The sequence below is a fragment of the Bacillus sp. ISL-35 genome, assembly GCF_018613355.1.
Lineage (GTDB): Bacteria > Bacillota > Bacilli > Bacillales > Cytobacillaceae > Mesobacillus.
Genome location: NZ_JAGGQK010000018.1, coordinates 1 through 19,570 on the forward strand (window position 1 = coordinate 1; position 19,570 = coordinate 19,570).

Annotated in this window: 20 protein-coding genes, 2 pseudogenes and 1 riboswitch; of the genes and pseudogenes, 8 read left to right on the forward strand and 14 right to left on the reverse strand. The window is 44.3% G+C overall.

Annotated features, from left to right (window positions below; all coding sequences use genetic code 11):
- Nucleotides 1-534: 534 nt before the first annotated feature.
- A pseudogene (locus J7E38_RS23995) lies at nucleotides 535-669 on the reverse strand (YceI family protein); the annotation flags it as partial.
- 224 nt (nucleotides 670-893) lie between these two features.
- On the opposite strand from J7E38_RS23995, the gene J7E38_RS19725 reads away from it, so the two are divergent.
- On the forward strand, nucleotides 894-2,195 hold the full coding sequence (locus tag J7E38_RS19725) for an NCS2 family permease (protein ID WP_214709565.1): 1,302 nt from the start codon (nucleotides 894-896) through the stop codon (nucleotides 2,193-2,195).
- Between the two features lie 179 nt (nucleotides 2,196-2,374).
- On the forward strand, nucleotides 2,375-2,950 hold the full coding sequence (locus J7E38_RS19730) for a YitT family protein (RefSeq protein WP_214709566.1): 576 nt from the start codon (nucleotides 2,375-2,377) through the stop codon (nucleotides 2,948-2,950).
- A 100-nt stretch (nucleotides 2,951-3,050) separates the two neighbouring features.
- Here J7E38_RS19730 and J7E38_RS19735 read toward each other — a convergent pair whose 3' ends face one another.
- Nucleotides 3,051-4,403, reverse strand: a complete 1,353-nt coding sequence (locus J7E38_RS19735; protein WP_251030409.1) for an L-cystine transporter — start codon at nucleotides 4,401-4,403, stop codon at nucleotides 3,051-3,053.
- Between the two features lie 246 nt (nucleotides 4,404-4,649).
- Nucleotides 4,650-4,871 (reverse strand): annotated as a pseudogene (locus J7E38_RS24385) (glutaredoxin family protein); the annotation flags it as partial.
- Between the two features lie 287 nt (nucleotides 4,872-5,158).
- Here J7E38_RS24385 and J7E38_RS19745 point away from each other — a divergent pair.
- Nucleotides 5,159-6,433: an ATP-binding protein gene (locus J7E38_RS19745; protein ID WP_214709571.1), complete on the forward strand. Its 1,275-nt coding sequence runs from the start codon at nucleotides 5,159-5,161 to the stop codon at nucleotides 6,431-6,433.
- Between the two features lie 14 nt (nucleotides 6,434-6,447).
- Here the strand turns inward: J7E38_RS19745 and J7E38_RS19750 are convergent, their stop codons facing one another.
- A complete protein-coding gene (locus J7E38_RS19750) occupies nucleotides 6,448-6,627 on the reverse strand; it encodes an H-type small acid-soluble spore protein (RefSeq protein WP_214709573.1) in 180 nt (59 codons plus the stop codon).
- A 77-nt stretch (nucleotides 6,628-6,704) separates the two neighbouring features.
- Nucleotides 6,705-7,736 carry a sporulation integral membrane protein YtvI gene (ytvI, locus tag J7E38_RS19755; protein ID WP_214709575.1) on the reverse strand — a complete coding sequence of 344 codons (1,032 nt, stop codon included), beginning with the start codon at nucleotides 7,734-7,736 and terminating at the stop codon, nucleotides 6,705-6,707.
- A 149-nt stretch (nucleotides 7,737-7,885) separates the two neighbouring features.
- Between ytvI and J7E38_RS19760 the strand changes: the two genes are divergently transcribed.
- A complete protein-coding gene (locus J7E38_RS19760) occupies nucleotides 7,886-8,530 on the forward strand; it encodes a DNA-3-methyladenine glycosylase (RefSeq protein WP_214709577.1) in 645 nt (214 codons plus the stop codon).
- Nucleotides 8,527-9,060 (forward strand): D-glycero-alpha-D-manno-heptose-1,7-bisphosphate 7-phosphatase, encoded by a 534-nt coding sequence (locus J7E38_RS19765; protein WP_214709579.1) that lies wholly within the window; start codon nucleotides 8,527-8,529, stop codon nucleotides 9,058-9,060. The genes J7E38_RS19760 and J7E38_RS19765 overlap by 4 nt, the downstream gene beginning before the upstream one ends.
- Before the next feature lie 317 nt (nucleotides 9,061-9,377).
- Here the strand turns inward: J7E38_RS19765 and J7E38_RS19770 are convergent, their stop codons facing one another.
- From J7E38_RS19770 to J7E38_RS19800, 7 genes are all read right to left on the reverse strand, one after another.
- Nucleotides 9,378-9,923, reverse strand: coding sequence for a 2-oxoacid:ferredoxin oxidoreductase subunit gamma family protein (locus J7E38_RS19770; RefSeq protein WP_214709581.1), 546 nt, complete (start codon nucleotides 9,921-9,923; stop codon nucleotides 9,378-9,380).
- Entirely contained in the window at nucleotides 9,923-10,681 is a 759-nt protein-coding gene (locus J7E38_RS19775; protein ID WP_214709583.1) for a thiamine pyrophosphate-dependent enzyme, read from the reverse strand. Before J7E38_RS19775 ends, J7E38_RS19770 begins: the two co-directional genes overlap by 1 nt.
- Nucleotides 10,678-11,742 carry a 3-methyl-2-oxobutanoate dehydrogenase subunit VorB gene (locus J7E38_RS19780; RefSeq protein WP_214709585.1) on the reverse strand — a complete coding sequence of 355 codons (1,065 nt, stop codon included), beginning with the start codon at nucleotides 11,740-11,742 and terminating at the stop codon, nucleotides 10,678-10,680. Before J7E38_RS19780 ends, J7E38_RS19775 begins: the two co-directional genes overlap by 4 nt.
- 16 nt (nucleotides 11,743-11,758) lie before the next feature.
- Entirely contained in the window at nucleotides 11,759-11,989 is a 231-nt protein-coding gene (locus tag J7E38_RS19785; RefSeq protein WP_214709587.1) for a 4Fe-4S binding protein, read from the reverse strand.
- 15 nt (nucleotides 11,990-12,004) lie between these two features.
- Nucleotides 12,005-12,682: a nucleotide-binding protein gene (locus J7E38_RS19790; RefSeq protein WP_214709589.1), complete on the reverse strand. Its 678-nt coding sequence runs from the start codon at nucleotides 12,680-12,682 to the stop codon at nucleotides 12,005-12,007.
- Nucleotides 12,683-12,808: 126 nt separating this feature from the next.
- Nucleotides 12,809-13,129 carry a hypothetical protein gene (locus J7E38_RS19795; RefSeq protein ID WP_214709591.1) on the reverse strand — a complete coding sequence of 107 codons (321 nt, stop codon included), beginning with the start codon at nucleotides 13,127-13,129 and terminating at the stop codon, nucleotides 12,809-12,811.
- Between the two features lie 153 nt (nucleotides 13,130-13,282).
- Nucleotides 13,283-14,005 (reverse strand): CBS domain-containing protein, encoded by a 723-nt coding sequence (locus J7E38_RS19800; RefSeq protein ID WP_214709593.1) that lies wholly within the window; start codon nucleotides 14,003-14,005, stop codon nucleotides 13,283-13,285.
- A 331-nt stretch (nucleotides 14,006-14,336) separates the two neighbouring features.
- A riboswitch (purine riboswitch) is annotated at nucleotides 14,337-14,438 on the forward strand.
- 101 nt (nucleotides 14,439-14,539) lie between these two features.
- Between J7E38_RS19800 and J7E38_RS19805 the strand changes: the two genes are divergently transcribed.
- A complete protein-coding gene (locus J7E38_RS19805; protein WP_214709596.1) occupies nucleotides 14,540-15,832 on the forward strand; it encodes an NCS2 family permease in 1,293 nt (430 codons plus the stop codon).
- A gap of 90 nt (nucleotides 15,833-15,922) precedes the next feature.
- On the opposite strand, the gene J7E38_RS19810 is transcribed toward J7E38_RS19805, so the two are convergent.
- Nucleotides 15,923-16,768 carry a DegV family protein gene (locus J7E38_RS19810; RefSeq protein WP_214709598.1) on the reverse strand — a complete coding sequence of 282 codons (846 nt, stop codon included), beginning with the start codon at nucleotides 16,766-16,768 and terminating at the stop codon, nucleotides 15,923-15,925.
- A gap of 208 nt (nucleotides 16,769-16,976) precedes the next feature.
- Here J7E38_RS19810 and J7E38_RS19815 point away from each other — a divergent pair, with 208 nt between their 5' ends.
- Complete coding sequence (locus J7E38_RS19815) at nucleotides 16,977-17,645, forward strand: hypothetical protein (RefSeq protein ID WP_214709600.1); 669 nt, start codon at nucleotides 16,977-16,979, stop codon at nucleotides 17,643-17,645.
- A gap of 5 nt (nucleotides 17,646-17,650) precedes the next feature.
- Here J7E38_RS19815 and J7E38_RS19820 read toward each other — a convergent pair whose 3' ends face one another.
- Nucleotides 17,651-17,878 (reverse strand): thioredoxin family protein, encoded by a 228-nt coding sequence (locus J7E38_RS19820; protein ID WP_214709602.1) that lies wholly within the window; start codon nucleotides 17,876-17,878, stop codon nucleotides 17,651-17,653.
- 737 nt (nucleotides 17,879-18,615) lie between these two features.
- Between J7E38_RS19820 and J7E38_RS19825 the strand changes: the two genes are divergently transcribed.
- The gene (locus tag J7E38_RS19825) at nucleotides 18,616-19,446 is read left to right on the forward strand and encodes an aldo/keto reductase (RefSeq protein ID WP_214709604.1); all 831 of its coding nucleotides are present in this window, start codon (nucleotides 18,616-18,618) and stop codon (nucleotides 19,444-19,446) included.
- Nucleotides 19,447-19,570 lie beyond the last annotated feature (124 nt).

Sequence of the window (19,570 nt, forward strand, 5' to 3'; positions counted from 1 at the left end):
TACCTCGTTTTCTTGACTGTTTTTCACCTCCAGCACCCGAACCTGTCAACATTACCTCGTTTTCTTGACAGCTTTTCACCTCCAGCACCCGAACCTGTCAAGATCCCCTCGTTTTCTTGACAGCTTTCCACCCCCAGCACCCGAACCTGTCAAGATTCCCTCGTTTTCTTGACAGCTTTTCACCTCCAGCACTCGAACCTGTCAAAATTACCTCGTTTTCTTGACAGCTTTTCACCCTCAGCACCCAAACCTGTCAAAATTACCTCGTTTTCTTGACAGCTTTTCACCTCCAGCACCCAAACCTGTCAAAATTACCTCGTTTTCTTGACAGCTTTTCACCCTCAGCACCCAAACCTGTCAAAATTATCTCGTTTTCTTGACAGCTTTTCACCTCTAGCACCCGAACCTGTCAAAATTACCTCGTTTTCTTGACAGCTTTTCACCTCCAGCACTCGAACCTGTCAAAATCCCCCCGACGCAACACCCCACCAAAACAAAAAACCGTCCAGAGATCATCAAATCCCTGAACGGTTTTCAAATCGAAATCATGCTGCTGGGTTCTCCTTTTATCTTGATGTCTTTACCAACCAGGACGCCGCCTGTTTCTCGTGCTGCATTCCATGTAAGACCGAAATCTTGGCGGTTTACTTTTGCTTCTGCTTCGAATCCCCGTAGACACATCACCCTATAAAGGAGTTTCCTTAAACGGAACCTTAATGAAAGGAAACTGGCATATCAGGGAACAATACAAGTTACATGGGCATTTTACATATTTTACTGCCATGCTCTATCACAAATTATCAAGATTTCTTTAAATTTACCCTTGTAAAACTAACTAAAAACGAATATTATATTTATTGTGCTTAAAAATCGTTCGTATTTTGGAGGAACTCATGTTTAAATTAAAAGAGAACAACACAACCATAAAAACTGAAATGATGGCTGGGCTAACTACCTTCTTTACGATGGTTTATATCGTAGTCGTCAATCCGATCATCCTTGCTGATGCTGGTGTTCCCTTTGAACAAGTTTTCACAGCGACCATCATCGCGGCAGTCATCGGTACTTTGTGGATGGCCTTATTTGCTAATTATCCGATTGCCATCGCTCCGGGCATGGGCCTGAATGCTTACTTTGCCTATTCCGTTGTTGGCAACCATCAGAATATCACTTATGAAACAGCATTTGCCGCTGTATTTATCGCAGGTTTAATCTTTGTCATCCTTTCGCTGACATCTTTCCGCGAAAAATTGATTGAAGCGATTCCTGTCAACCTGAAGCACGGAATCACTGCCGGAATCGGTTTGTTCATTGCTTTTATCGGCTTGCGCCTGACAGGGATCATCACGGCACACCCGACGAACCTGGTTGCACTTGGTGACCTGCATTCACCTTCTGCAATGCTAGCTTTAGCTGGACTTGCCATTACGCTTATCTTATGGGTTCTGAACATTAATGGTGCCCTTTTCCTTGGCATGGTGGCCACGGCCCTCATTGCCTTTTTTACTGGCCAACTGAATTTTAATGAAGGTTTCATGGCGATGCCCTCCCTGCCTGAAGGGATGATTGTCCTGAATCCTTGGACAGCATTGATGGATGTTATCCAAAACAGCTTATATGCTGTCGTCTTTTCTTTCATCCTTGTAACTATTTTTGATACGACTGGTACGATGATTGGTGTGGCCCATCAGGCTGGACTGATGAAAGGCAATTCAATGCCGCGTGCTAGGGAAGCACTGCTTTCCGATTCGATTGCCACTGCTGCTGGTGCCATGTTCGGGACAAGCCCGACGACAGCTTACATTGAATCATCCGCAGGTGTGGCAGCAGGCGGACGTACCGGGCTTACTTCCCTGACAGTAGCGGGGCTGTTCATTCTTGCAGCTTTCTTCGGACCGCTTGTAAGCGCGGTTTCCGGGTTGTCGGCTATTACTGCTCCGGCATTAATCATTGTCGGAAGCCTGATGATGGGAAGCATCTCTAAAATCACATGGGATGAACTTGATGAAGCATTCCCCGCTTTTCTGATTATCCTTAGCATGCCGCTTACATCAAGTATTGCTACAGGAATCGCACTTGGCTTCATTTCCTATCCTCTTTTAAAAGTAGTAAGAGGAAGATGGCGTGAAGTTCATCCGTTACTCTATGTATTCGCAGTGCTGTTCTTTTACCAGCTCGCCTTCCTGCCTCATTAATCTTTTGATATTGGACGAGCCACAACCCGAACCTGCCAAGTGCGGGTTCTTTTTTTATCCGGGATTTTTTTCTCTTCGACCCTAAGATCAAAACGGCAAGGCATTTTATGCTGCCATGGTTCTAACACTTGTCTTTCCACATAGAAATAATGGGAGACGGACAGGGCTGGTGATCAAAGATGAAAGGGAAATTACTTGCTGTACTCGTGGGAAGCTTAATGCTTGGGGTAGGAGTGAATGGATTTTTAGTCCCCCACCACCTCCTGGATGGCGGTATGATCGGGATTGGGTTGATCATTCATTATTTTTATGGTTTTCCTGCAGGTCTCACGATGAACCTCCTGAGCTTACCTCTATTCTTATTGGCATGGATACTGGAACGAAAATACTTTTTTCATAGCTTGTATGGTTTGTTGGCGTCAAGCTTGTTCATTGATTTATTCGTACCAGTGAAACGCGCAATACACTTAGGCATTTTGCCAAGTGCATTCATGGGAGGTATTTTGGTAGGCTGCGGAATAGGCTTGATGCTTCGTTATGAAACAAGCACCGGCGGAACGGATTTATTTGCCCAATTGATTCATAAATTTTTTCCTCTTAATGTCGGAATCTTGATTTTCATAATTGATGGAATAGTGGTTTTGTCAGGACTGAAGGTGATTGGGATGGAAAAATTCATTTTTTCCCTGCTCACCATAACCTGTGCAGGATTTATGACATCGTTGTGCGTGATTAAGCGACGAATCGTTTACTGATTTTTTTGTTGGGAATTGACTTAAAAACTTTTCCGTTGATCGCTTTGTAATCACAATAAAAAGCCAGCCACAACATACTTGGCTGGCTTTTTTTGCATTATTAAGCTTCCACTTCGATTTTCTGATTCATATCTGTATAGACAGCAGAATCGATTTCCTTTGTAATTCTGCTTGTAAGGATACCTGATGTCATCGATCCGCTGACATTAACTGCTGTGCGTCCCATATCAATCAATGGCTCAATTGAAATCAGCAAGCCGGCAAGACCGACTGGCAGGTTCAATGCAGATAGTACGAGCAATGCGGCGAAAGTGGCCCCGCCCCCAACACCTGCGACACCGAAGGAACTGATTGCCACGATGACAATCACTGTCACCAGGAATGATGGTGATAATGGATCGATTCCTACTGTCGGCGCAATCATGACTGCCAGCATTGCAGGATAAATTCCGGCACAGCCGTTTTGGCCGATTGATAGGCCAAACGATCCGGCAAAGTTCGCGATTCCCTCTGGAACACCAAGTGAGCGCTGCGTTTTGATATTCAATGGCAATGCCCCTGCACTCGTCCTTGAAGTGAAGGCAAATGCAAGCACAGGAAATGCTTTTTTAACATAAGTGACCGGATTTAATCCAGCAACCGTCAATAATAGCAAGTGGATGATGAACATGATGGCTAGAGCAACGTAAGATGCGGCTACGAACTTACCCAATTTCAGGATTGCATCGAAATCACTTAAGGCAACTGTCTTGGTCATGATGGCAAGAACACCATACGGAGTCAGCCTCAGGATCAGTGTCACAACTCTCATGATGACTGCATAAAAAGCATCCACAATCTTCGCGAACAGCTCTGCCTGTTCAGGAGACTTCCTTCTGACTCCAAGGAAGGCGATTCCAATGAATGCTGCGAAAATCACGACAGATATAGTAGACGTTGGTCTTGCTCCTGTGAAGTCCAGGAATGGATTGGCTGGCAGCAGATCGAGAATTTGCTGTGGCATTGTGCGTCCCTCAATCCCGCCATATGTCTCTTCCAGTGAAGCTGCACGCGCCTGCTCAGCATCTCCCTGCGTGATTTGGACAGCTTCGAGATCGAAGCCAACAGCAGTGGCAATCCCCACAGCAGCCGCCACAGCCGTGGTACCGACCAGCAGGCCAAGGATAAGCGTGCTGATTTTCCCAATATTATTGGTCAGTTTCAGCTTAGTAAAAGCCGTAAGAATGGAAATGAACACAAGCGGCATGACAACCATCTGCAGGAATTTCACATATCCGCTGCCAACGATTGAAAACCAGTCCGCACTCTTGGTGATGATTTCGGAACCTGCCCCATAAATCCATTGCAGTGCGAAACCGAAAATAATCCCGATTCCGAGCGCAATGAATACTCTTTTTGAAAAAGATACATGCTTTTTTTGCAAGTAAAAAAGAACAGCTATAATACCCAGCATGATTGCAATATTTAATATCACTAATCCAGTTGTCACTCATTTCCCCTCCTATTTTATCAATATCGAATAATATAATACATGTATTCTGATATGTCAACTCGGAATTAAATTTTTCTCCTCCTTTTCCTAAAATTTATATAGTATACTTTATGACTGTGTCTAGGGTTCCATGCCATACAAATAAATTTAAAAAGGGTGTCCGCCTGATGATTCCCCAGGGACACCCTCTTCACCTATGTCTGCTATCTACTTCAAATCTTCAACGAGTTTTTCTATTTCGCTCCTGTTATTTTCAAATCCGATCAGGACTTTTTTATTTTTCAAGAACAGCAGCTTTGTGTTTGTAAAAATGAATGCTGGAACAATTACAGTCCCAGTCATCTCTTTAAGTTGCTTTTCCTTTTCAGGTTCATTCTGGACATTGATTTCTTCATAAGGTACATGGTTAAGCGAAAGAAACTCCTTCGCCTCCTGGCAGTCTGTTCACATTGGCCGGGTGAATAGTATTAATGCGTTTTTTGACATTTCCTTCCCTCCTAAAACCATACTCTTAACGGTATTATATATTCAAAAAGTTAAGCCAATCCAATATTTAGCCTAGAAAGGCTTTCTTTAACTAAATTCCTGTAACACTACATTAAACATAAAAAATCCTCAACAACATTCCTTTTTATGTTAAAGTAAAAGTAATATATCCGAATAATTTGTCTTTTTAAACGGGGCTTTAGCCCACTTGATGACTGGGGATTTAAAATATGGACCTTTTAACAGTTCTTGTATTGAATCTAATCTTCATCCTGATCACTACATTTGTATTCCAATACATTATCATCAACAAGTTTAAAACATTATATCAAAGGCACGCCAAACCGTTGATTGTCTTATTGGCAGGAAGCCAGATCGTTTTTTGCATGACTTTTACCCTGATGATCAACCGTGATTTCATTTTTGATTTACGATTGATTCCTGTAGTCGTCGGAGGCCTTTATGGCGGCCCGATTGTAAGCATCCTCCTTTTCATGGTTGTGGGTTTGGTAAGGATTCCATTGGGAGGCGATGGTGTATGGGTCAACTTTTTCAATATGCTGACCATCACCGTTTTCACTTCATACATATCATTAAAATTTCGGAGTTTCCCTCTTGCTAAAAAGCTTTATACAGTAGTGGCTGTTGCTATTTCCTATACCCTCCTCATTTTCCTGATGAAAGCGGCAGTTTTTAAGAACCCTAATGACATTCAGTTTATGGTCATATACGGAGTAACTCTGACAGTGGGAATATTTATTATTGTTTATTATATTGAAATCATGAAGCAAAATCTTGTTTTACATAATGCTGTAATCAAATCGGATAAAATTGAAGTCGTTTCCCAGCTGGCTGCAAGTGTCAGCCATGAGGTCCGCAATCCCCTGACCGTTACCAGAGGTTTTTTACAGATGCTGAAGGATCCATCCATAGAGGAGGAGAAACGCCTCTATTATTTGAATACTGCTATCGATGAACTTGATCGGGCGGAGACGATCATAAAAGATTATCTCACTTTTGCCAAACCGCAATCCGGGACAGCCTCATCCATCTGTGTGAAGACAGAGATTGAAAAAGCTCTTGAACTCATCATTCCATACGCCAATCATTTCTCGGTCAGCATAAAAAAGGATTTGATGGAGGGAATGAATATTTCCGGGGAAGCTTCTAAATTCCATCAGTGTATATTGAATATCATAAAAAATGGCATAGAAGCTATGCCAAACGGTGGGGACCTCGTGATCAGCTGCAGGGAAACCGAAGGCAGGCAGGTTACCATTTCTATAAAAGATACAGGCTGCGGCATGACCCCCCAGCAACTGGCCAGGCTTGGTGAGCCTTACTTTTCCACCAAGGCTGAAAAAGGCACCGGACTCGGCATGATGGTCGTTCACAAAATCATTGATGAAATGAACGGCAGGATCGAGGTAAAAAGCAAATTGGAACAAGGAACTATTTTCAAAATTGATTTGCCATTATACGATACGGAAAAACGGGAGATATAATCATCTCCCGTTTTTTAATCTTCTATTAAGTTAAGGACTGGCACGTCTCTTTCCAATTCCGGTTCAGATTTTGAATAGACCCTTGCCATCTTTGTTTTCTCGTCAACATGCTGGATAATGACGGGAGTGCCATCATATGTCACATTGATTAAATCCGCTGACTCAACAATTTCCTTTGCCCGGCCAACATTCATTCTGAGTCCCTCCTTCTTGATAACAAACATAATTTATGCGTAATCATGTCATGCTATCCAAGAATCCGACTCAAACATTAAATCTTGAAGTTCAGTTTGATCACATTCGCTTTTCTTAAGGTTTCATAGATAATCACAATGATTGGTCCAATAAAAATACCCGCTATCCCCAGCAGCTTCAGGCCGATGTACATGCTGATCAAAGAGGCAAGCGGAGAAATCCCAAGGCTGGAAGAATAAATTTTTGGCTCTATCACCCTTCGGACAACAGTGATGACGAAGAACAGGATAATCAAACCGATCCCGAGAAAATTGTTATCCTGAAGAATCGCAATGACAGCCCATGGAACCAGTACCGAACCTGTACCGAGAATGGGCAGGATATCAACTGCCACAATTAGCAGTGACAGAAGGCCGGTATACTTCACCCCTAAAATACTCATACCAGCCATTGCCATTACAAAGGTGACAAAACTCAGGATGATCTGCGCTTTTAAAAATCCGATTCCCGCCTTGTTTAACTGGCTGCCGACTAGAAAAACCTTTTGCCGGGTTTGTTCCTTCAAGTGGGACTCAAGTTTCAATTTCAGTCTGGGAAGTTCAAGACTGAACAAGAATAACGCGATTAAATACACAAGAAATTCAATCATGAATCCAGGGATAGCCGCAAGCAGATTGATAATGCCTGCAACGGCTTGCTGAAGAAAAGAATCGAGTGCATTAATGTTTTTTTCAATTGTCTCCTCAATTTGAGCAATGACTTCAATCGGGAAATTTTTCGAGTAGAATTCCCATTTATGCATCAATGGCAAGATTGCTGTCCTGTAAATGTCCCTTACAAAAGTTGGCGTCTTTTCCGATAATGATACTGCCTGGTGTGCGATAATTGAGACAAGATTATATCCAATCACTCCTAGCAGGAGAACAAAACCAAGGAACACAGCGATCACTGCCTGGAGTCGCTGAAATGAAAATCTTTTCATGATCCACTGAACCGCTCCTTCAAGCATGACTGCAGTCAGGAAGGCAAAAATGAGCGGCAGGCTGTAAGGAACAAGAAGGATGATGACTGCAGCAGCCACTCCAACCGTTAACCATTTTTTCCACATAATCTATACTCCCTTTTAAAAAACTAAATCTGGAATAGCTTTAAAATTACTATAAACCATCTTGGCCTTGACTGCTATTTTTTCCGTCAGAAATTTTGTTTCTCCCTTTTGCAGGGTATAAAGGTAAAAATGATTAGTGAGGAGATTTTATGGAGGAACAATTCAATTTTTCGAGCCCGCTGGAAAATGATTTCTTTCAGCAGCCCACCCTCGATTTGGCTGCTTCCCTGCTGGGCTGCATCCTTGTAAAAGAAACCGAAGAAGGGACAGCCGCCGGAATCATTGTCGAGACGGAAGCCTATATCGGCCCGATGGATCAGGCAGCACACAGCTATAATAATCGCAGGACACCTAGGACTGAGATCATGTTCCATCAGGCTGGATTGGCCTATACGTATGTCATGCACACCCATACCCTATTCAATGTTGTCAGTGGAAAGGCAGGCAATCCAGAGGCTGTGTTAATCCGGGGAGTGGAACCATTATCAGGTTTGGATTTAATGGTCAAACGACGGGGCATGCCGGAATCAGCCAATCTCACCAACGGTCCAGGGAAGCTGACAAAAGCGCTCGGGATCAATATGTCAGATTACGGACATCCTTTAACGAAGGAACCACTTTTCATTGCACCGGGATTCGTACCAGATAGCATTTCGTCAGGCAAAAGAATCGGCATCGATAACTCCGGAGAAGCAAGAGACTATCCATGGCGGTTCTGGATCACCGGCAACCGCTATGTTTCCCGCCACCAGAAGACCGAAAAAACATTTCTTAATAATGGAGGATCAAAATGAAAAAGAAAGCGATATTCTTGGACCGGGACGGGGTCCTGAATGAAGTACTATCTCACCGGGTAAAATTCGTCAACTCACCGGAAGACTTGTACCTGCTTGAAGGTGCAGCCGAAGCCGTGGCGGAACTGAGCAGAGCCGGTTATGAAATTTTTGTTGTCACAAACCAGGGTGGCGTCGGTCTGGGATTTTTAAAAGAAAAACGCCTACACGAAATTCATGACACCATGATTGAGATGATCAAGGAACACGGCGGCCATATCAAGGAAGTTGCCTATTGCCCTCACAAACCAAAAGCCGGTTGCGAGTGCCGAAAACCGAATGCCGGCATGCTACTGGACCTCGCCAGCAGGCATGACATCAACCTGGAAGGAAGCGTCATGGTCGGCGATCACGAACGCGATATTGTAGCAGGAAAAAAAGCCGGCTGTAAAACCGTCTTTATTGGCACCGAAGAAACAAGTGCAGACCAAAAAGCCCCTTCACTTCAGGCAGCTGTTCCATTCATTCTTGAACTTTTAAATGAAGAATAACTTACAACGATAAAACCGCTGCCATTGAAAAACTGGCAGCGGTTTTGAATTTGCCACATCATATTTGCCAGGCAATTGGGGGTATTGCAAACAGAAATTAAGATAGACTTTCTGTTTCAGGAGCAGGTTTTAGGTTAACTGCTATTTATGTGACCGTAAACTGGGTTTTGCTCTGTTTTCGGGCATATATTTCTTCTTTATGTGACCATAATCAGGGATCCGCTCCCTTTTCGGGCACATTTTACAGTTGGATAAACCCATTCCTATCCCAAAATCGACTAATCTGCGGGAAACATAATCCTATACCGAGGCCTCCATCAAGAAGCAGTCACCTTCGTCAATGTTCGCCCGAGTTCGAGTGCCCGCCGATTAATATTCAGCAGAGAATGTTTTTCAGGGGCAAGCACTTTTTTCAATGCTTCCAGGATCGATTCATCAGGCAGGATTCCCGTTTCCTCCAAAAATGCACCCAGTAGGATCATATTGGCGACTTTTGGGTTGCCAAGCTCATTGGCCTTGTCTGTTGCGTTGATATTTAACACCGTGATATCGGTTCTTTCCGATTTTTTTGAAATTAATGAGGAGTTTACAATGAGTAATCCTCCGGCTCTTACCACTGGCTCAAATTTTTCATAAGAAGGATTATTCAGGACAATAGCTGTCGTCGGCCTTGAAACAAGCGGCGAGCCAACCTGCTGCTCGCTGACAACGACTGCACAGTTTGCGGTACCACCCCGCTGCTCAGGCCCGTAGGAAGGAAGCCATGATACAAACTTTCCCTCTGTCATTCCGGCATAGGCAATCAATTGGCCCATCGACATGACCCCCTGGCCGCCAAAGCCGGCAATCAGTATTTCTTCCATCAGCGAACATCTCCCTTTTGGATATCCTTATACACACCGAGAGGATAAGCAGGAACCATATTGTCCTTGATCCAATCTAGTGATTCATTCGGGTCCAGCCCCCAGTTTGTTGGACAGCTTGATAGAACCTCGACCATCGAAAAGCCAAGCCCTTGCTGCTGTGTTTCGAACGCTTTGCGGATTGCTTTCTTTGCTTTGATAATATTCGGGACATCATGTGAGGAAACCCGTTCAATATAAGCTGTGCCATCCAAAGTTGAGAGCATCTCACTAACTCTGATCGGCAGCCCCTGAATACTCGCATTCCGGCCAAAAGGAGTTGTTGCCGTTTTTTGGCCGATCAGGGTGGTCGGCGCCATTTGTCCGCCTGTCATCCCATAAATCGCGTTGTTGACGAAGATGACGGTAATTTTTTCTCCCCGCGCTGCCGCATGGACAGCTTCTGCAATCCCAATCGACGCCAGGTCGCCATCCCCCTGATAGGTAAAAACAAATCGGTCTGGAAGGACACGCTTGATTCCGGTCGCTACTGCAGGAGCCCGGCCATGTGCTGCCTGTGTCATATCACAATTGAAATATTCATAGGACAGTACCGAACAGCCTACCGATGCCACTCCGACCGTATCCTCGAGGATGCCCATTTCTTCCAGTACTTCCCCTACCATCCTATGGATGATTCCATGGGTGCAGCCAGGACAATAATGTGTCTGGGTATCCGTCAGCCCCGCTGTTTTCTCGAACACCGTTTTCATCGTCATACCTCAACACCCCCGGCCAGCTTGATGATTTGATCATAGATTTCTTCCTGCGTCGGCACTACTCCGCCTGTCCGGCCGAAAAATGAAACTGGAGACCTGCCGTCGACAGCCAGCCTGACATCCTCGACCATTTGGCCAGCACTCATCTCAACTGATAGAAAGCCCTTCACCCGGTCACGAGTCTCCACAAACGGCAATTCAGGGAACGGCCATAAAGTAATTGGGCGGATCATGCCGATTTTCAGTCCGTCTTTCCGCGCTTTGTTAATCGCATTCATGGCAATCCTGGCAGAGGTTCCATAAGCCGTTACGATATAATCAGCATCCTCAGTTTCATATGTCTCAAATCTGACTTCATTTTGCTGAATCAGCGCAAACTTTTTCTGAAGATGTTCATTGCGTTTTTCCAGGGCATCCGCATTCAATTCGAGTGAAGAGATGATCCTTGGCTTGCCGTCCCCGCGGGTTCCTGTCGTCGCCCACTCCTTTTGTTCCGGCTCCCTTTCTCTCAGCTCCTTGAACTCGACTGGCTCCATCATTTGTCCGAGCATGCCGTCGCCAAGCAGGATGACAGGCGTGCGATAGCGGTCGGCAATATCAAATGCTGCTTCTGTCAGGTCAATGATTTCCTGTAAAGTTGAAGGCGCCAGGACTGGTGTGTGATAATCGCCATGCCCTCCGCCCTTTGTTACCTGGAAATAGTCCGATTGGGCCGGCTGGATGTTCCCAAGCCCGGGACCGCCGCGCACAACATTCACGATTAGCGCCGGCAGTTCTGCCCCAACAAGATAGGAGATGCCCTCCTGCTTCAGGCTGAAACCAGGGCTTGAAGAAGACGTCATCACGCGAACTCCGGTTCCTGCCGCGCCATAAACCATATTTATCGCAGCCACTTCACTTTCCGCCTGTAAAAATAACCCGCCAACCTCGGGAAGCCTCCTTGCCATATAGGCAACAAGCTCACTCTGCGGGGTAATCGGATAGCCGAAAAAATACTTGCAGCCCGCATGGACAGCAGCTTCGGCGATCACCTCATTACCCTTCATCAATACTTTCCCCATTGTCATCTCTCCTTTGTTACACAGATTTACGAACCTTCTCAGGCCTATAGACAGTGATCACAGAATCCGGACACATTTGCGCGCATTTTCCGCAACTGATACAGTTCTCCTGATCCGTGACGACGGCTGGCCGGTATCCCTTTTCATTCAAGTAATCAGCCAGATAGATCACATTTGTCGGACAAGCATTCACGCACAACTTACACGATTTGCAGGTCTCTTCGTTAAAAACAACTCTCTTCTCCACTGCTTTTGCCCTCCTTTACATTTCCCACGGCAATTTTAAATACCTGGAGATCACTTTCACTGGGGCTGCCCACTCAATATCGACAGCTTGTTTTTCTAAATGCTGCGGCAGTACCGTGTACACCAGTGGAATCCCCAGCTGATCTGATAGAGCCATACTCAGTTTCAAGCCATTCGCTACATCCTGAACCGTGGTTTCATTTCCAACATTTGAATTATTGATTATACCGGTAATCCTCAGTCTTGAAGCTTTTTCAATTTTCTTTAACGTATCCATTGCACCTTCCAGATTGCTGACATAAGGCCGGTTGGCATTCAGGACAAAGAGTACCTCTGGCTTCATCTCATTCCACTCGTTGTAAAATTGGCCCAGTGCTGTCGCACCATCCTTATCCCCGCCGGCATCGACGATCAGCTTATATGCCGGATCATAAATCACCCTGCTCAAATCACCGGGAACAATCGGTAAATCCGCAGCAGCTAGCCTTTCAGCAGGTGCGATCAATTCAATCCCTTTTTCTAAAAAAATGTCCCTCGCATCCCTGGCACGATAATACGGATTAACTATATCAAGATCGGCTACTGCGACTCTATCCCTTTTCCTTGCTGCATCTATCGCCAGATTGATTGATAGTTCGGTCTTGCCGCTGCCGAAATGGCCGGTAATGATGGTAATATCCGCACCTAGCTTCACGGCTCCACCCCCTTTTTTGAAAGCGTTTTCATTTACCATTATAGTAGCTTTTTTTTCTCTTCTCTTTGACAAAAGTCACGTTTTCGATAAAAAAGGAGTTCATGATGAACTCCTTTTTTATCATTCTTATATTGCGAAACTCAGGACGACCTTTTGCGGCATGTCCTGTTCTTCGTATACATCTTTTCTCAATCTCTCACATGAAGGCATTTCATAGGAAAAATCCTGCACTGCTTCAGGAATCAATCCGTCAGCTTTCAATGTTTCAAATACCCTCTGCATTGCATCATCCGTATCCAGGCATTCATCTGAGCCTTCATATTTAAAACAATCTACACATGTCTCCACGATATTTGCGTCAACCTGCTCCTGAGTGAAAACCAGTTTTGCGCCAGCCATTTTTTCCACTTCGCGATTTTCCAACTCAATAATCGTCGTTACGTTCATTATTGGCACCTCCGTTTGGATTACACTATCATTATAGTAAGTTGTCATCCAAACAGGGGTGTTTTGCCGATTAGTTCATTTTTTATTCACATATTTCATTCAAAAAGTTGTCAAAACTCCGTAATGGCAGGACTTTCGATACCAGCGCAGGGATTACTCCATCGCATCAATTTCAACCAAGTCCCATGGAGTTATCATCCCGATCGGCTTTTCTGAAGGCTTTCCAGTTTCAGTAATCAGAACGGCTTCCAGTTTCCTGCTTTCCAAATGGTATTTTTCAAAAATATCTTCAACGGTGAAAATATCCGAATCCTTTGCCGCAAATTCAACGAATCTTTGTGAATGAAGATACTCAAGGTCACTGATATTACTGTCTTCGAGCGCCTTTCCGCCCTCCAGCAAATTTCCCGCGAGCCACTGCGCTATACAATTCGATGTCAGCAGCCATTTAAAGCCATTTTCATCATAAACGGGGAATTGCGAATAAGCTCTTTTCTGGATGATTTTCAAAACATCGATCAAGCCGGTTTCTTCGTGAAAATAGAACACAGGCCTCGTCGCAATCTCCAACGCATTTTTCGGATCAGATACCTGGCTGGCAATCATTTCGATTTTCTCCACTACTTTTTCATGTGGTTCAGCTATGTAAAAATCAAGCGCAATTTTATCGTGGACAAGTGAATTCCTTAGCCGGCCGTACATTTTTAAATCATGATAGTACTTCCGGATAATGGAATGCTTCGCATAATTGACCCTCAGCAGTTCTGAATACTTATCTGTCGTTCCATTCCGCGTAATCCTCTGCAACCATGAATGAATTCGGTTGAAAGCCACTTCAAATCTCTCTGAACGCTTCTCATTTTGGATAATCGCCAATTTTATTAACTCCTTTTCAAACGATCTTACAAATTCCATTGTATTTATAGGGATTTTCTCCTATTATATCGTGAATTTAGGGATTAAGTTTTTGAATTCCGCGAAATTGAATGATTTTTCCGCGATATCTACCTGTAATTCCGCGAAACAACCATCTAATTTCGCGAATTTCCACCATAATTCCGCGACTTGGAAAACAGTATCTAAATTTGACAGCCCACTTCCAGAACATTTAATGTCCTCCTGCTAATAATCAGAAAAAATCAAATAGATAAACTTCCGGAAATCCAATTGACCTAGAAAAAAATAACTGATACTATCTCTAGTATTATTTAAATCTATCATTATTCCTTGTATATGTTCGAGAATATGGCTCGAACGTTTCTACCATGCTACCGTAAAAGGCGTGACTACAAGGGACTTACATATTTGCCACTCTTTTTTGGCATCTATTTGTCCTTTGTGGTACTCCGGCAGCATGCACTGCCGGAGTTTTTTATTTTCCAAAAAATAACAACCAGGAGGACAGCACATATGAAAAATTTTTTCCAATTCGCAGAACGAAACACCAGTTATAAACAAGAGTCTCTTGCCGGGATTACGACGTTCTTGTCGATGGCGTACATTCTTGTCGTCAACCCGATGATCCTCAGCCAGGCTGGCATGGACAAGGGAGCCGTTTTTACAGCTACCGCTCTTTCCGCCATCATTGGCTCTCTGCTCATTGGCCTGCTTGCCAATTTTCCAATTGGAATCGCTCCAAGCATGGGCTTGAATTCCTTTTTCACTTTTAGCGTCAGCATCGGGATGGGTGTTGAATGGGAGGTCGCTCTTACCGGCGTCTTTATTGCGGGAGTCCTGTTTGTCATCCTCAGTCTTTTGAAGATCCGTGAAAAAATCATAAATGTCATCCCACAGGACTTGAAGCATGCCATCGCAGCGGGAATCGGCTTTTTCGTCGCCTTCATCGGCCTGAAAAATGCTGGAATCATTGTTGGCAGTGAAGCGACATTTGTATCGATTGGCAACCTCACATCGGGACCGGTATTGCTTGCTTTGTTCGGCTTCATCATCAGTGTGGTCATGATGGCCCGCGGTGTCAGCGGCGGGATTTTTTACGGAATGGTCATTGCCACGATCATCGGGATTTTTACAGGCCTGATTGAAAAACCTGATGCTGTTATCGGCACGGTTCCAGACATCTCACCTACTTTCGGTGTCGTTTTCAACCATTTGGGCGATATTTTCTCACCAGATGTGCTGGCTGTCATTTTCACTTTCCTTTTCGTTGCATTCTTCGATACGGCTGGTGCGCTGATTGCGGTAGCGAGTCAGGCTGGATTGATGAAGGATAATAAAATCCCGAATGCAGGTCGTGCCCTGCTTGCAGATGCTGGCTCGGCGGTTGCCGGTGCTGTACTTGGCACATCAACAACAGCATCATTCGTTGAATCATCTGCGGGGATTGCAGTCGGGGGCCGCACGGGTTTCACTTCCGTGATTATTGCGGCCTGCTTTAGCGCCGCCTTGTTCTTCTCCCCTGTACTATCCGTGATCACGCCGGAAGTTACCGCACCGGCCCTGATTATCGTTGGTGCGCTGATGGCAACTGAAATCAGCAAGATTGACTGGAGTAACCTTGCCGTCATCATTCCTTCGTTCGTGACGATCATTATGATGCCGCTCACTTTCAGTGTCGCAACAGGGATCGCGCTTGGTTTCATTCTTTACCCGTTGATGATGCTTGGCATGGGCAAATCCAGAGATGTCCACCCAATTATGTATGTCCTTGGATTCCTGTTTGTCGGTTATTTTATATATGTATAGCAATGTAAAGCCCGCAGCTATTAAGTTTGCGGGCTTTCTTTTTTAAAAAGGAATCAGCCCTGCACAGGCTGATTCCTTTTAAATTATGTTCTATTCATTTACCCATGCCAAGCCGATAGTGCCTTGGCCAGTATGTGTGCCGGCAACCGGACTGAATGTAGTCGTTGTAAAAGAGATTTCCGGGAAACGCTGCTGAAGTTCTGCCTGCCATTCGTTTGCCAATTGCTGCACATTTCCATGAATGACACTCGCTTCCTTTACATTGGCAGAGGCCTCCTCTAAAATTTGGAACAGGCGCTCCTTCACTTTTCTTTCTGTCCTGATTTTATCAAACAGAACAACCTTCCCATCATCGAACCTGACGATCAGCTTCAGTTTGATCAAGCTGCCGATGATCACCTGGGTAGTCGACAGGCGGCCGCCTTTATGCAACTGCTCAAGGCTACCCGGCGCCATATACAGATTGGCCTTGTCAGGCAGCGTCCTTAAATAGGATACGATTTCATCATAGGATTTGCCTTCTTTTTGAAGCTCAATCCCCTTTTCAACCATGCGTCCCAATGGAAAGGAACCAATTTTCGAATCGATGACATCCACCTTGAAGTCCACCATGCTGGATGCAGCTACTGAAGATTGGTAAGTTCCTGTAAGGGCACTTGAAGCGTGGATCGCAATCGCATGCTTGTATTGCTCCTTAAGCTTCTGGTAAAGTTCCACAAACTCGCCGATCGCGGGCTGCGATGTTTTAGGCAGTACCTTTGATGCCGCAAGCTTTGGATAAAAATCCTCGGCTGTAATATCAACGCCCTCCAAATAGGATTCTTCGCCAAAAATAATGCTTAAAGGTACAACATATATATGATTTTCTTTTATGAATTCTTCAGATAGTGAAGATGTACTGTCGGTTACCCATGCAATGTTATTTAATGTCGTCATGTTCTCTCCTGTTCTCCGTCTAAAATATATCGATGAATATGCTTACATTTCCCATGATATATGAAGTTCACTTATAAAACTATTAGTAATTTTTAAGAATACAATTTATTTGTTAGAAACTATAAAAAAGTTAATAACATTGACACATGTTTTTACTTCCGGCCCAACGGGAACAATGGTATAAACTCGACCGGGAGGAACTCGTTCCATGGACCCTTATATCTATGCTTTATATTCCCTCATCTACTTAATTTTATTCCTGTGGGGTTTAAAAGCTTCAATCAAATACGGATTTTTCAGGTGGATGAATGTGCTTTTACTCGTAACGTTTGGACTGGTATATGACAATTTGATTCTTGCGTTTGGAAGCATGATTGGCGAAGGCTCTTTTTTAAAAAACATGAACCTTTTGCGTTTTTGGTTTCATGCCCTTTTCACTCCATTACTGATTATGTTTTCCTGGGCCGCAGCCAGTGAGACGGCCACCTCATGGTTAAAAGGGCGAGGCGGGTTGCTTGTCGCTGGATTCCTCACACTGGCCATGGTCATTTCTGAACTTGTTCAAAACACGATAGGTCTGAAGTTGGAGCCAGACCACTCATATGGAGTGTTAAGCTATGAATCTTCAGGCTCCCATGGTCCGCCAATCATGATCATAGGCGTTACAGCCGCTTTGCTTATTGCCGGCATCACCCTTTGGAAAAAAAGGAAGTGGAAATGGATGGCCATCGGTGTCATCCTAATGGGAATCGGCAGTGCTGTTCCCATTCCATTGGAAAGCGATGCAGCGACCAACGGTTTTGAACTGATCCTCCTCATCTCACTATGGGCTACACAGACATTTCTAGAAAAGAACCAGGCCGTGAAGGTGGCCTGATTGCTTTAGAATAATCTCTTGATTTCCTCCGCTGTTAACTGTTTGCCTGCCGAGACTACTTTTTCATCAATGACCACAGCGGGGGTGCAATTTGCGACATACTTTTCGATTTCCTTCCTATTTTCGATCTTTTCAACAATAGCCGCGACCCCCGCTTCCTGGATCGCTAAATTAATATTATCCTCAAGAACCTTGGATTTTTCACAACCCGTTCCCAACACTTTAATGATCATGTCCTTTCCCTCCTTCTGATACTGTATAAAGTGAATCTACCCCATTCCTGAAAATGAAAGACTCCTACGGGCAGATTTTTGTGTTTTGAAACAGGTATTTGGCCGAGATCAGGTTCTGAATTTGACAGCTTGTACCGCATTTGCTTTGTACCTGTCAAAATAACCGCAGGTTCTTGACAGCTTTCACTGTCAACACCTCTAACCTGTCAAAATTACGAGGCTTTCTTGACAGCTTTTACTGCTAACACCCGTAACCTGTCACAATAACCGCACTTTTTTGACAGCTTTTACTGCTAACACCCCCAACTTGTCAAAATAACGGCACTTTCTTGACAGCTTTTACTGCTAACACCCGTAACCTGTCAAAATAACGGTGCTTTCTTGACAACTTATACTGCTATCACCTCTAACTTGTCAAAATAACGGTACTTTCTTGACAGCTTTTACTGCTAACACCCCCAAGCTGTCAAAATAACGCCACTTTCTTGACAGCTTTTACTCACAACACCTCCAACCTGTCAAAATAACAGCTGGTTCTTGACAGCTTTTACTGCTAACACCCGTAACCTGTCAAAATAACAGCACTTTCCTGACAGCATTCCCTCCCAGCACCCGTAACCTGTCAAAATAACGACACTCCTTCCCCCCCAAACAGTCCCTTCAATTCCAATTACTTTTTAGATATCCCTAAATGTGAGAAAATAGAAAAGTATTAATTTGAAGAGGAGGCGCATGGGATGCCAAAAAATCTCCAGGATACAACTACATTACATAACGGAGTCAAGATGCCTTGGTTTGGTCTTGGCGTGTTCAAGGTGAAGGAAGGTTCAGAAGTTGTTGAGTCTGTAAAAGCTGCCCTTAAGAATGGGTATAAAAGCATCGATACAGCTGCGGTCTATAAGAATGAGGAAGGCGTAGGACAGGCGCTTAAAGAAGCTGATGTTTCTCGTGAGGAGTTGTTTATCACGACAAAGGTGTGGAATTCGGATCAGGGTTATGAATCCACTCTTCAAGCTTTTGAGACAAGCATGGAGAAGCTGGGCCTTGATTATCTTGATCTTTACCTGATTCACTGGCCGGTTGCGGGAAAATATAAGGAAACATGGAAAGCTCTTGAAAAGCTATATAAAGACGGCCGGGTCCGCGCGATTGGTGTCAGTAACTTCCACGTCCACCATCTTAAAGATTTGATGGCGGATGCAGAAATCAAGCCAATGGTTAACCAGGTTGAATACCATCCACATCTGGCCCAGACTGAGCTGCTGGAATTCTGTAAAGCCGAAGGGATCCAAATGGAAGCATGGTCTCCATTGAAACAGGGTGAACTTTTGTCTGAGCCGACGATTGTCGAGATTGCCGAAAAGCATGGGAAGTCACCAGCTCAGATTATCCTTCGCTGGGATTTGCAAAATGGCGTTGTGACAATTCCAAAATCCATCAAGGAGCATCGCATTATTGAAAATGCTGATATCTTTGATTTTGAACTTTCCACCGATGACATGGACCGTCTGAACAGCCTGAACAAAAACGAACGTGTTGGACCGGATCCGGATAATTTCGATTTTTAAGTACAAATCTAGAAGTGAGGCGCAGAATTAGTTTTCTGCGTCTTTTTTTTCGACAAAATTTAAGACTAAATAATTATACCTAAACTTAATATCTGGTGCTAAAAATCACTTCTTTTTATAATCC

Bases quoted from the DNA above. Each gene is read 5' to 3' on its own strand.
- J7E38_RS19820 (WP_214709602.1), bottom strand. From the start codon at position 17,878: ATGATCATTAAAGTGTTGGGAACGGGTTGTGAAAAATCCAAGGTTCTT.
- J7E38_RS19760 (WP_214709577.1), top strand. From the start codon at position 7,886: ATGGAGGAACAATTCAATTTTTCGAGCCCGCTGGAAAATGATTTCTTT.
- J7E38_RS19730 (WP_214709566.1), top strand. From the start codon at position 2,375: ATGAAAGGGAAATTACTTGCTGTACTCGTGGGAAGCTTAATGCTTGGG.
- J7E38_RS19770 (WP_214709581.1), bottom strand. From the start codon at position 9,923: ATGGAAGAAATACTGATTGCCGGCTTTGGCGGCCAGGGGGTCATGTCG.
- J7E38_RS19750 (WP_214709573.1), bottom strand. From the start codon at position 6,627: ATGAATGTTGGCCGGGCAAAGGAAATTGTTGAGTCAGCGGATTTAATC.
- J7E38_RS19765 (WP_214709579.1), top strand. From the start codon at position 8,527: ATGAAAAAGAAAGCGATATTCTTGGACCGGGACGGGGTCCTGAATGAA.
- J7E38_RS19805 (WP_214709596.1), top strand. From the start codon at position 14,540: ATGAAAAATTTTTTCCAATTCGCAGAACGAAACACCAGTTATAAACAA.
- J7E38_RS19725 (WP_214709565.1), top strand. From the start codon at position 894: ATGTTTAAATTAAAAGAGAACAACACAACCATAAAAACTGAAATGATG.
- J7E38_RS19825 (WP_214709604.1), top strand. From the start codon at position 18,616: ATGCCAAAAAATCTCCAGGATACAACTACATTACATAACGGAGTCAAG.
- J7E38_RS19780 (WP_214709585.1), bottom strand. From the start codon at position 11,742: ATGGGGAAAGTATTGATGAAGGGTAATGAGGTGATCGCCGAAGCTGCT.
- J7E38_RS19810 (WP_214709598.1), bottom strand. From the start codon at position 16,768: ATGACGACATTAAATAACATTGCATGGGTAACCGACAGTACATCTTCA.
- J7E38_RS19795 (WP_214709591.1), bottom strand. From the start codon at position 13,129: ATGAACGTAACGACGATTATTGAGTTGGAAAATCGCGAAGTGGAAAAA.
- J7E38_RS19775 (WP_214709583.1), bottom strand. From the start codon at position 10,681: ATGACGATGAAAACGGTGTTCGAGAAAACAGCGGGGCTGACGGATACC.
- ytvI (WP_214709575.1), bottom strand. From the start codon at position 7,736: ATGTGGAAAAAATGGTTAACGGTTGGAGTGGCTGCTGCAGTCATCATC.
- J7E38_RS19745 (WP_214709571.1), top strand. From the start codon at position 5,159: ATGGACCTTTTAACAGTTCTTGTATTGAATCTAATCTTCATCCTGATC.
- J7E38_RS19735 (WP_251030409.1), bottom strand. From the start codon at position 4,403: ATGCTGGGTATTATAGCTGTTCTTTTTTACTTGCAAAAAAAGCATGTA.
- J7E38_RS19815 (WP_214709600.1), top strand. From the start codon at position 16,977: ATGGACCCTTATATCTATGCTTTATATTCCCTCATCTACTTAATTTTA.